The organism is Arthrobacter sp. Z4-13, from assembly GCF_054792705.1.
In genome coordinates, this window is sequence record NZ_CP096459.1 from 4,204,353 (window position 1) to 4,215,871 (window position 11,519).

The 11,519-nt window shown below is 65.8% G+C and carries 9 protein-coding genes; 2 read left to right on the forward strand and 7 right to left on the reverse strand.

Annotation, left to right across the window (positions count from 1 at the left end; genetic code table 11):
* Positions 1–97: 97 nt before the first annotated feature.
* Genes purU through glyA form a run of 7 tightly spaced genes read right to left on the reverse strand, consistent with a single transcriptional unit; the run spans position 98 to position 8,959 of the window.
* Positions 98–994 (reverse strand): formyltetrahydrofolate deformylase, encoded by an 897-nt coding sequence (gene purU, locus M1E07_RS21250; RefSeq protein WP_461188571.1) that lies wholly within the window; start codon positions 992–994, stop codon positions 98–100.
* 3 nt (positions 995–997) lie between these two features.
* Complete coding sequence (locus tag M1E07_RS21255; RefSeq protein WP_461188572.1) at positions 998–2,371, reverse strand: L-serine ammonia-lyase; 1,374 nt, start codon at positions 2,369–2,371, stop codon at positions 998–1,000.
* A complete protein-coding gene (locus tag M1E07_RS21260; RefSeq protein WP_461188573.1) occupies positions 2,372–3,010 on the reverse strand; it encodes a sarcosine oxidase subunit gamma in 639 nt (212 codons plus the stop codon). It abuts the gene before it with no gap.
* On the reverse strand, positions 3,003–5,963 hold the full coding sequence (locus M1E07_RS21265; protein WP_461188574.1) for a sarcosine oxidase subunit alpha family protein: 2,961 nt from the start codon (positions 5,961–5,963) through the stop codon (positions 3,003–3,005). Before M1E07_RS21265 ends, M1E07_RS21260 begins: the two co-directional genes overlap by 8 nt.
* On the reverse strand, positions 5,960–6,364 hold the full coding sequence (locus M1E07_RS21270) for a sarcosine oxidase subunit delta (protein ID WP_461188575.1): 405 nt from the start codon (positions 6,362–6,364) through the stop codon (positions 5,960–5,962). Before M1E07_RS21270 ends, M1E07_RS21265 begins: the two co-directional genes overlap by 4 nt.
* Before the next feature lie 37 nt (positions 6,365–6,401).
* Complete coding sequence (locus M1E07_RS21275) at positions 6,402–7,622, reverse strand: sarcosine oxidase subunit beta family protein (RefSeq protein WP_461188576.1); 1,221 nt, start codon at positions 7,620–7,622, stop codon at positions 6,402–6,404.
* Positions 7,619–8,959, reverse strand: a complete 1,341-nt coding sequence (gene glyA, locus M1E07_RS21280; RefSeq protein WP_461188577.1) for a serine hydroxymethyltransferase — start codon at positions 8,957–8,959, stop codon at positions 7,619–7,621. Before glyA ends, M1E07_RS21275 begins: the two co-directional genes overlap by 4 nt.
* Before the next feature lie 155 nt (positions 8,960–9,114).
* Between glyA and M1E07_RS21285 the strand changes: the two genes are divergently transcribed.
* The gene (locus M1E07_RS21285) at positions 9,115–9,786 is read left to right on the forward strand and encodes a GntR family transcriptional regulator (protein ID WP_461188578.1); all 672 of its coding nucleotides are present in this window, start codon (positions 9,115–9,117) and stop codon (positions 9,784–9,786) included.
* A gap of 79 nt (positions 9,787–9,865) precedes the next feature.
* A complete protein-coding gene (locus tag M1E07_RS21290) occupies positions 9,866–11,062 on the forward strand; it encodes an MFS transporter (RefSeq protein WP_461188579.1) in 1,197 nt (398 codons plus the stop codon).
* Positions 11,063–11,519: the final 457 nt, after the last annotated feature.

An 11,519-nucleotide genomic window follows, 5' to 3' on the forward strand; every position in this document is an offset into this window, starting at 1 on the left:
CCCTCAAGCATTGAGTGCAAGAGGGTTCCGGCTTTTGCTGCAGGAGGTGATGGGGCGTTGAGGGAAAGGGTGCAGGAGGTGATGGGGGGTCCGGAGGTTACCGGAGCACCACGGTCCGATTGCCTTGCAGGATGACCCGGCCTTCGCAGTGCCAGCGCACCGCGTTGGAAAGGGCCTTGCACTCGGTGTCGCGGCCAGCGGCCACCAGGTCCTCGGGCCCGTACGTGTGGTCCACCTCCACGGTTTGCTGCGAGATGATCGGGCCCTCGTCCAGCTCGCTGTTGACGTAGTGCGCGGTAGCGCCCACGGTCTTCACTCCGCGGGCATACGCCTGGTGGTACGGCTTGGCGCCCTTGAAGCTGGGCAGGAACGAGTGGTGGATGTTGATCGCTTTCCCGTCCAGCTTGCGGGTCAGGTTGTCGCTGAGGACCTGCATGTACCGGGCCAGGACCACGAGTTCCACATCGAACTCGTCCACAAGCTCCAACAGCCGGGCCTCGGCCGAAGGCTTGGTGGAGGCAGTGACGGGCACATGGAAGAACGGGATCCCGTGCCACTCCACCAGCGCCTGGTGGTCCGTGTGGTTGGAGACCACGGCCACCACGTCCACCGGCAGTTCGCCAATGCGTGCGCGGAACAGCAGGTCGTTCAGGCAGTGCCCGAACTTGGACACCATGATCAGCACGCGCCGCTTGGAGCCGTGCGGCTCCAGCCGCCAGCGCATCCCAAACTTTTCGGCAACGGGACCGAAAGCGGCCCGCAGCGTGTCGGCTGTGGAGGCATCGCCGTCGGACGCGAAATGCACCCGCATAAAGAAGTGCTTCTCGGAACGCTCGCCGAACTGCTGGTTGTCGATGATGTCGCAGCCGTGCTTTAACAGGAAGCCGGACACGGCATGGACGATGCCCGGCGACTCGTTGCAGTCCAGCGTCAGGACATGCTCCACGGTGGTGGCCGGCTCGGAAAGGGATGTTTCAGTCTGGATGGCAGTCATGGTTCAGCACTCGATTACATTGACGGCAAGGCCTCCGCGGGAGGTTTCCTTGTACTTGGATTTCATGTCGGCTCCTGTTTCACGCATCGTCTTGATGGCTTTGTCGAGGGATACCTTGTGGCTGCCGTCGCCGTGCAGGGCAAGGCGGGCCGCGTTGATGGCTTTGACGCTGGCGATGGCGTTGCGCTCGATGCAGGGGATCTGCACCAGCCCGCCCACCGGATCGCAGGTCAGGCCCAGGTTGTGTTCAATCCCCACCTCGGCGGCATTTTCCACCTGGGCAGGCGTGCCGCCCAGCACCTCGCAAAGCCCGGCGGCGGCCATGGAGCAGGCTGAACCTACTTCACCCTGGCAGCCGACTTCCGCTCCTGAGATGGAGGCGTTGATCTTGAACAGGATTCCGACGGCGGCCGCGGCCAGCAGGAAGCGGACCACACCGTCGTCGTTGGCGCCGGGGACGAACTTCACGTAGTAGTGCAGCACCGCCGGGACGATGCCGGCCGCGCCGTTGGTGGGCGCGGTGACGATCCGCCCGCCGGCGGCGTTCTCCTCGTTCACGGCCAGCGCGAAGAGGTTGACCCATTCCATGGCCCGCAGCGGGTCGGTCACGCCGGTGTCCGCCGTCAGGGTCTGGAACAACGACGGCGCGCGGCGGCGGACGTTGAGCCCGCCGGGAAGGATGCCTTCCGCGGCGCAGCCGTTGTCCACGCATTCGCGCATCACGGACCACAGCTTCAGCAGTTCTTCCCGCAGTTCCGCTTCCGTCCGCCACACCAGTTCGTTGGCCAGCATGACGTCCGAGATGGACATGTCTTCGCGTTTGCAGATTTCCAGGAGCTCGTCGGCGGTGCTGAACGGGTAGGGAAGGACTGTGGCGTCGGCAACCACTCTGTCGCCGGCGTCGGCATCCCCGTCAACAACGAAGCCGCCCCCAATGGAATAGAAGCTCCGTTCGCTCAGCACGGCCCCGGCGTGATCCAGCGCCCGAAAGGTCATGCCGTTCGGGTGGGCTGGGAGGGACTTGCGCCGGTGCAGCACCACGTCCTCGTCCCAGTTGAAGTCCACGCGGTGGTCCCCGCCCACCCACAGTTCGGCGTCGAGGGCTGCGGCGGCCACCTGGTCATCTGCGGTGAAGGTGTCCACGGTTTCCGGGTCCAGCCCCTTGAAACCCAGGACCACTGCCTTGTCCGAGCCGTGGCCCCGCCCGGTGGCACCGAGCGAGCCGAACAGTTCGGCCTGCACGCGCCTGGTGGAGCTCAGGTGTCCGTCGCCCTTGAGTCCGTCGGCGAACAGCTTCGCTGCCCGCATCGGGCCGACCGTGTGTGAGGACGACGGCCCGATGCCAACAGAGAACAGGTCCAGGACGCTGAGGGCCATTTAGGGGACCTCGGGGGAGGCGTACTCCCGCATTGCATCGAGGAGCCAGCGGCCCAGGAAGTCGGCGAACGACGCGCGGGGGAAGAGCCGGAAGGTCTCCTCGCCGGTCTTCCACAGGACCACCGGGATATTGCCGACCTCGGTGGACAGCGCCGTGCCGGCCTTCAGCACGCGGGGGTGCAGGTCCAGGGAGCAGCCCTTCTCCAGGACTGCCCGGGACCGCGGCCCGGTGAGTTCGAAGGTGGTGCGGTTGGCGGAGAGGTCCACCACCTGGCCTTCGCCGTCCGCCAGCGCCTCACGGAGTGCCTGGACCAGGTCGCCGCCGAGGGACTCATGGGCTTCCGTCGGCGCCACCACCAGGAACTCTTCGGGCCCGAGCCACAGCACGTTCGTGTCCCCGGAACCGGTCACGGCGCCGCACGCCGCGGGCAGGCCGCCGGTGACGGCGGCTACCCGCTGCCCGGCCTCGCTGTCGCGGTTGACCCGGAGGCCCACCATGGTCAGGAAGGCCACTTCGGACAGTTCCGCCAGGCCCCGGACGGAGCCGGTTTCAAACGCAGCCCTGAGCTGGGCAGCGGGGCTGACGCGGTGCGAGAGGTTCTTCTCGTAGGAGGTTGCGGGTGCTGCTGTTTCAGCCATCTTTGCGGGTCCCTTCAGGGTCAAAAAGTACGGTTTCGGCGACGACGACGTCCACCAGCTGATCGCCGGCGGCTGCCACCAGGGTTTCGCCGATCCGGTTGCGGCCGTTCTTGATCAGTGCCAGGCCGAACGACCTGCCCAGTGCTGCGGAGTGGTAGCTGGAGGTGACGAAGCCTTCCATCGGGACCGGCCCGTAGGCGGGGTTGGTGGAACGGCCCTTCTCCACGAGCTGGGTGCCTTCGGGGAGCCTGATTCCGCCGTCCACCGGCAGGACGCTCACCAGGTGCTTGCGGTCCTCACGCTGTCCGTCAACCCGGGCGTATGACCGCTTGCCGATGAAGTCCTTGGCCTTGGAGACAATCCATTCCATTCCCGCGTCCTGCGGCGTGACGGTGCCGTCCGTGTCCTGGCCGACGATCGGGTAGCCCTTTTCGGCGCGGAGCACGTGCATGGTTTCGGTGCCGTAGGGAGTGATGTTGAATTCGGCGCCGGCGGCTGCCACGGCTTCCCACGTGTTGAGCCCGTACCAGGACGGCACGTTGATCTCGTAGGCGAGTTCACCGGAGAAGGAGATGCGGCAGACCCGGGCGCGGACGCCGGAGGCGAGGGTGGTTTCGCGGTAGGTCATGAAGGGGAAGGCTTCGGCTTCCAGTCCGCCGTTGGCGGCGAGTTCCGGTGCCACCTTCGCGAGGACTGCGCGGGATTTGGGTCCGACGACGGCGATGGTGCTCCACTGCTCGGTCACCGAGGTGCAGTGCACGTCCAGTTCCGGCCACTCGGTCTGCAGCCATTCCTCCAGCCAGTCCAGCACCTTGGCGGCGCCGCCGGTGGTGGTGGTCATGAAGTAGCGGTCCTCGTCCAGGCGCAGGGTCACGCCGTCGTCGAAGATCATGCCGTCAGCCATGCACATCACGCCGTAGCGGGCCGAACCCGGGGCGAGCTTCTTGAACGCGTTGGTGTAGATCCGGTTCAGGAATTCGCCGGCGTCCTTGCCCCGGATCTCGATCTTGCCCAGGGTAGTGGCGTCCATAAAGCCCACGGACTCGCGGACCGCAGCGCATTCGCGCAGCACGGCCGTGTCCATGTCCTCCCCGTCCTGCGGGTAGTACCAGGGCCGCTTCCACTGCCCCACGTCCTCGAACAGTGCACCCTTGGCGACGTGCCACGGGTGGATCGAGGTGACGCGGGCGGGGTCGAACAGCTCGCCGCGCTGGCGTCCTGCCAAGGCCGCGAACGCCACCGGGGTAAAGGGTGCCCGGTAGGTGGTGGTGCCGATGTCGCCGATGCCGCGGGATGCTTCACCGGCCGTCCGGAGCGCTGCGGCGATGACACCGATAGCGTTGACGCCGGAGGTCTTGCCCTGGTCGTTGGCGGTGCTGATGGAGGTGTAGCGCTTGATGTGCTCCACAGAACGCATGCCGGCTCCGGTGGAACGCAGCACGTCAGCCACGGACTGGTCGCGCTGGAAGTCCACGAAGTGGTGGTGCCACTCGTCCGGGGTGCCCTGCTCGCCGGGAACCAGCCACAGCTGGCGGGTGGGGGCGGAGGCCTTGGGTTCGGTGAGCGGTGCAGGCTTGGTGCTTGTGCTGAAGCCGGCGGCGATGGCAGCCGAGGCTCCCGCCGAAATGCCGTCTTCGAGGCAGTCCTGCAGTTCGAAGCTGCCACGGCCGGAGCCAACAATCTGCTGGTTGCGGACTGCGGTGCTCGGCACAAAAGCTGCCAGCTCGTCATCCCAGCGCAACTTGCCCTGCCGCTGGGAGTGCAGGTGCACCAGCGGGCTCCAGCCGCCGGAGACGGCCAGCAGGTCGCAGGCGATCTTCTCGATGCCGGAGGTGAGTTCGCCGTCGGCGCTAATGCTGCGGACAGTGACGCCGTCCAGCCGGCCATCGCCCGATGCCGACGTGTTGGCCACCGCGCTGCCGATCAGCACCCGCGTGCCGGCTTCGACGGCGGCTGCAGCCACTGCGGTGAGTTGCGGACGGGCGTCCACAACGGCCGCGACCTTGACGCCGGCGGCGCGGAGATCGGCGGCCAGGGCGTAAGCGCTGTCGTTGGTGGTGCTGATGGCCACCCGCTGCCCGGCGGCCACCGCAAAGCGGTTGAGGTAGCTGCGGACGGCCGAGGCGAGCATAATGCCGGGGCGGTCGTTGTTCTCGAATACCAGCGGGCGTTCGTGGGCGCCGGGGGCCAGGACCACCTGATTGGCACGGATGTGCCAAATCCGCTGACGGGACACACCGGACGCGGCCGGGGAGGACAGGTGGTCGGTCCGGTTCTGTACGGCGATGACGTAGTTGGCGTCGTAGGCACCGAAGGCGGTGGTGCGGTTCAGGACAGTGGATTCGGCGCCGGAAACGAGCTCGGCCTCAACGTCCGCCACCCATTCCAGGGCGGGCCGGCCTTCGATGGTCTCGGCCAGTTCAGGCGCCGTTGACCCGGACAGGAGGGAACCGCCCAGTTCGGGCTGGTCGTCCAGCAGCATCACGCGGGCGCCGGTGCGGACGGCTTCGCGGGCCGCGGCCAGGCCGGCAGGGCCGCCACCGATGACCAGGACGTCGGTGTGGACGTACTTCTTGTCGTATTCGGCGCGGTCATCAGCCGGGTCCAGCTTGCCCAGGCCGTTGAGCAGCTCAGCCTTCAGGCCGTCCACCAGGGTGACCGTGGTGGCGGGGAGCATGGACTCGGCCACGTGGCCCGGGAAGCGGGGAGCCACCTTGACCAGTGCGTTGGACTCCTCCACGCCGGCGGACATGATGCCGCGGGGCCGATCCTCGTAGAGCGAGTTGCCGGCGGCGATGCGGCCGTTGGCGAGCAGGGCCGAGGCCAGGGTGTCGCCGGGGTGGCCGGTGAATTCCTCGCCGTCCACGGTGAAACGCCAGGAGATGGTGCGGTCGATGCGTCCGCCGGCGGCGAGGCGGGCGTTCTGGGAAGTTGCGGGATTCTGGGAAGTCACGGGGTTGCTCCTTCCGGGGCGGTGGTGCTGGAGATGCTGGTGGTGGACGTGCTGGGCGCCGCGCTTCCGGTGGTGGTGCTGTCAGCGGCGGTGCTGGCAGTGCCGGTTTCGGCGGTCACCCGGCCTGCTGCATCAGGCCGGGGCGTGCCCATGGGGTAGACCGCCTGGATGTCGTAGGTGACGGTGTCGCGGAGCATGTTGAACCACTGGCGGCAGCCGGTGCTGTGCAGCCAGCGTTCGGCGAAGGCGCCCTTGGTGTTGTCCCGGTAGAAAAGGAATTCGGCCCACTCGCGGTCGTTCAGCTCGTTGGGGTTTTCCGGGTAGGCCACGTGTGCCTGGCCGCCGTAGTGGAACTCGGTCTCGTCGCGTGAGCCGCAGTTGGGGCAGGAGATGAGCAGCATGTGCGTCTTCTTTCTAAAGTGCGTCGGTCGCTGGCGGCTAGTGGGCGACGGCGGCAGCGCCGTGTTCGTCGATCAGGGCGCCGGTTTCGAAGCGCTCCAGGGCAAAGGGCTTGTTCAGCCTGTGCGGTTCACCAGTGGCGATGTTGTGGGCGAAGGTCATGCCCGCCGCGGGGGTGCCCTTGAAGCCGCCGGTACCCCAGCCGCAGTTCACGAACATGTTCTCCACCGGGGTGTTGCCCACGATGGGGGAAGCGTCCAGGGTGGTGTCCACGATGCCGCCCCAGGTCCGGAGCACGTGTGCCCGGGCAAAGATGGGGAAGAGTTCGACGGCGGCTGCCATCTGGTGCTCGATCACGTGGAAGGATCCGCGCTGGCCGTAGCCGTTGTAGGAGTCAACACCGGCGCCCATCACCAGTTCGCCCTTGTGGGCCTGGGAAACGTAGACGTGCACGTGGTTGGACATCACCACCGTCGGGTGGACCGGCTCGTGGAGTTCGGACACCAGTGCCTGGAGCGGGTGGGACTGGATGGGGAGCCGGAAGCCGGCCATTTCGGCCAGGACCGAGCTGTGCCCGGCGGCACACAGGCCTACCTTCTCGGTGTTAATGGTGCCCTGGTTGGTCTTGACGCCCACCACGCGGTTGCCGTCCTTGACAAAGCCGGTGACTTCGCAGTTCTGGATGATGTCCACGCCCAGCTCGTCACACTTGCGGGCGAAGGCCCAGGCCACGTGGTCGTGCTTGGCAATGCCTGCGCGCGGCTGGTAGGTGGCACCCATAACGGGGTAGCGGATGTTGTCGCTGATGTTCAGGATGGGGCAGAGTTCCTTGACCTGCTTGGGGTCAAGCCACTCAGCGTCCACGCCATTGAGCTTGTTGGCGCCCACGCGCCGCATGCTTTCACGGACGTCGCCCAAAGTGTGGGCGAGGTTCATGACGCCGCGCTGGCTGAAGAGGAAGTCGTACTCGAGCTCCTCCGGCAGGATCTCCCAGAGCTTGAGGGCGTGCTCGTAGATGGCCGCGCTCTCGTCCCAGAGGTAGTTGGAGCGGATGATGGTGGTGTTCCGGGCCATGTTGCCACCGGCCAGCCAGCCCTTTTCCAGCACCGCGATGTTGGTCATCCCGTGGTTCTTGGCGAGGAAGTAGGCGGTGGCCAGGCCGTGCCCGCCGCCGCCGACAATCACGGCGTCATAGGAGGACTTGGGTTCCGGGTTGCGCCAGAGGAAGTCCGGGTGCTCGGGGAGGAGATCTGCGCTCACTGGGCTGCTCCAATCAGGTCTGCTTCGAGGGCGACAACTTCGGTGCCGTCATTGAGGTGGGGGTAGAGGGGGAACTCCTCGGCAAGGGCCGTGACCCGGGCGCGGAGTTCGACGGCGGTGCTGTCATCCATGGTGCCGGTGCCCGCAGCGGCGATGAGCGCCGTCGCGATGATGTCCGCAACCTCGGTAAATTCCCTGCCGCCGAAGCCGCGGGTGGCGAGGGCGGGGGTGCCGATCCGGAGGCCGGAGGAAACCATGGGCGGGCGGGGGTCGAAGGGGACGGCGTTGCGGTTCACGGTGATGCCGATCCGGTGCAGGGCGTCTTCGGCCTGCTGGCCGTCCAGCTCGGAGTTGCGGAGGTCCACGAGGACCAGGTGGACGTCCGTGCCGCCGTTGACCACGGAAATTCCTGCTGCGGCAACGTCGTCGCGGAGGAGCCGTTCGGCGAGAAGCTTGGATCCCTGCAGGACGCGCACCTGGCGTTCCTTGAATTCAGGGCTGGCGGCGAGCTTGAAGGCCACTGCCTTGGCGGCGATGACGTGCTCCAGCGGGCCGCCCTGCTGGCCGGGGAAGACTGCGCTGTTGATCTTCTTGCCGTACTGCTCCTTGGCGAGGATGACGCCACCGCGGGGTCCGCCAAGGGTTTTGTGCGTGGTGGTGGTGACAACGTCTGCGTAGGGGACCGGGTTGGGGTGGAGCCCGGCGGCCACCAGGCCGGCGAAGTGGGCCATGTCCACCATGAGATAGGCGTCCACAAGGTCGGCGATGCGGCGGAATTCGGCGAAGTCCAGCTGGCGGGAGTAGGCGGACCAGCCGGCGACGATCAGCTTGGGGCGGTGCTCCAGGGCCAGTGCCTCGACCTCGGCCATATCGATGCGCAGGTCTGATTCGCTCACGTGGTAGGGGACCACGTTGTAGAGCTTGCCGGAGAAGTTGATCTTCATGCCGTGCGTCAGGTGGCCGCCGTGAGCCAGGCTCAGGCCCATGATGGTGTCGCCCGGGTTCAGCAGGGCGAACATGGCGGCGGCGTTGGCCTGCGCGCCGGAGTGCGGCTGGACGTTGGCGAATTCAGCGCCGAACAGGGCCTTGACGCGGTCAATAGCCAGCTGTTCCACAACGTCCACGTGCTCGCAGCCGCCGTAGTAGCGCTTGCCCGGGTAGCCCTCGGCGTACTTGTTGGTGAGGACCGAGCCCTGTGCCTCCATGACTGCGGACGGGGCGAAGTTCTCCGAGGCGATCATTTCCAGTGTGGACTGCTGGCGGCCCAGCTCGCTGTTTATGGCCTGCTGGACCTCGGGATCGACTACGGAAAGTCGCTCGTTCAACTGCTCAACCACGGATGCTCCTTTTGAAATACCACATTTGCAATGACTGATATATCAGTGTGAGGTCAATGGTATGATTAGGGTCACAGCAGAGTCAATAGCTGGACCGAAAGCGGCGTAACGCGACGAGTTCGGGTTCAGCGGGTATTAAAGATTGGAGCGGCGCCTTGAATGCACTTCTTGCCCTGACCCCTGCCGAGGAGGAAGCCCCTTCGCAGGCGGAGGCCGCATACCGGCAGCTGCGGGACAAGCTCATCATGCTGGAGATCCGTCCGGGCGAGCCGATCAACGATGGACAGTTGGCGGCCGAGCTTGGCTTCAGCCGCACACCCGTCCGCGAGGCGATCAAGCGGCTCGAGGTGGACCACTTGGTCATTTCCTATCCGCGCCGGGGGACTTTCGCCACCAACGTGGACTTCACCGAGCTCGCGGACGTTTCGGAGATCCGGGAACTGCTGGAGCCCTTGGCTGCCCGGCGCGCAGCCGGCCGGGCGAGTGAGAGCATGCGCCGCGAACTGCTGGAGGTGGCCGATGCCATTGCCGGGCTTGAGCCCAGTCCGGGGGAGTCCCGTGACCTGATGCGCTACGACCTGATGGTGCACCGGCTGATTTACAAGGCGGCCGCCAACCCGCACCTGGAAGACACACTGATCCGCTACGACAACCTCGCCACCCGGATCTGGTGCGTGGTGCTGGACAAGGTCCCCTCGGTGACCGGACACATTACCGAGCATGTGGACCTGCTCAAGGCGGTAGCTGCGGGAGACGCCGACAAGGCGGGTGAGCTGGCCCTGCACCATGTCACGAGTTTCGAGGAAACCATCCGCAAGGTGCTCTAAGCTTCAGCTCAAACGCTCTCCCACCCTTCACCGCTGGAACCGGGACGCTCTCACTTTCAAAAGGATGGAAAAACGCACGATGCCCGCTGCCACCCGGAACGCCACGGACCGCACCGTCAGGATCGGCGTCGCCTTCATAGGTGTCCTGCTCATTGCAGTTAACCTTCGGGTGTCCTTTGTCAGTGTCGGACCCGTACTCGCGAACATCAGCACCGACCTTGGCCTCTCAAGCACCGCAGCAGGCTTCCTGACAGGGCTTCCGCTTATTGCTTTCGCAGTCTTCTCACCCGTGGCGCCGCGCTTCGCTTCCCGCCTGGGCCTGGACCGGGCGCTCTGGATGTCCCTGCTGATCCTCACCTCGGGCATTTTGCTTCGCTCCCTGCCTGTGCCGGGCTTCATCTGGGCGGGCACGGCACTGATTGGCTTGGCTATCGCGTTTCTCAATGTCCTGGTCCCATCGCTCGTGAAGCGGGACTTTCCCCTGAGGGTCAGCCAGCTCACCGGAAGCTACACCGCCACCCAGGCCGCCTTCGCCGCGATGGGTGCCGCCGTCGTCGTTCCCGTGGCACAGACGTCCCCCGCGGGATGGCGGCTTGCCCTCGGCATCTGGGTGGGACTGGCCCTTGTAGCTATGGCGGTGCTCCTGCCGTGGCTGCGCCGGCACAAGTCGGGCACCGTAAACGCCACGACGCCGAAGGTCTCCTACCGGTCGCCCTGGACCTCAGCCTTGGGCTGGCAGGTGACCATCTTCATGGGACTGCAGTCGATCGCCTTCTACGTCCTGATGGCATGGCTGCCCACCATCGAACAAAGCCGCGGGGTGTCCGCCACGACAGCCGGCATCCATCTGTCCGTTTTCCTGCTCATCAGCGTCTTCGCCAGCCTTGCTGCAGGGGGAGTCCTTCACCGCGGGTCGGACCAGCGGCTGGTCTCCTTCTCGAGCGGCGCCGTTATGGTCGTGACATTTCTCGGGCTTGCACTTGCGCCGGACCTCGTGTTGCTGTGGGTCCTGCTTGGGGCCATCGGGTGCGGGAGCCTCATTGTCATCGCCCTCTCGCTGTTCAGCCTCCGGACCGTTAGCTACCCGCAGGCGGCGTCCTTGTCCGGTATGGCACAATCCGTCGGCTACGGTCTGGCTGCTGTTGGGCCGGTAATGTTCGGTGGTCTTCGCGACGTGAGCGGAGGCTGGACACTTCCGCTGCTCGTCACTGCGGGCATCATGGCAGTTGTCGCCGTAACGGGTGTGCTTGCTGGGCGTGACCGGGTGATCAGGTGATCAGCGGTTCAGTGTGACGCATGGTTGGTTCGTTAGGGCGGGGCGGCAGTTTCGTTGGCGTGGTGAATTCTAGGCGGTGCCCGACGCGTGCGTCTGTCAGGTTGGAATCTAAGACTGTTCGCCGGGGCGTGCAGGAAGCGCTTTATGGACCCTATTCTGACGGTGTTTGAGGTGGTGCCTGACGTTAGGTTGGGGTGTACGTAAACTGCCGGTGGAACGAGGTCTCGTCGATAGCTGATGGCTGCGTTGCCCTTGGGGTAGGCAGCCGTCCCACGGTCCCTTATTTGCCTCGCATGAGTGGTATCGCTTCAAGGGTGTCGATCAGTCGCCTACCCATTCCGCCGTCCGTCCAAATCCAGAAGCAGGATTGGTCGGGCATTACCTCGTCCACGGTACCGCTTAGGATTTCATGTCCTATACGTACCGATACGTGGTTTCCGGGCGAGGGGATTTCGAG

Excerpts from the sequence above, each read along its gene's own strand:
- purU (WP_461188571.1), bottom strand. The coding sequence starts at position 994 with ATGACTGCCATCCAGACTGAAACATCCCTTTCCGAGCCGGCCACCACC.
- M1E07_RS21255 (WP_461188572.1), bottom strand. The coding sequence starts at position 2,371 with ATGGCCCTCAGCGTCCTGGACCTGTTCTCTGTTGGCATCGGGCCGTCG.
- M1E07_RS21260 (WP_461188573.1), bottom strand. The coding sequence starts at position 3,010 with ATGGCTGAAACAGCAGCACCCGCAACCTCCTACGAGAAGAACCTCTCG.
- M1E07_RS21270 (WP_461188575.1), bottom strand. The coding sequence starts at position 6,364 with ATGCTGCTCATCTCCTGCCCCAACTGCGGCTCACGCGACGAGACCGAG.
- M1E07_RS21290 (WP_461188579.1), top strand. The coding sequence starts at position 9,866 with ATGCCCGCTGCCACCCGGAACGCCACGGACCGCACCGTCAGGATCGGC.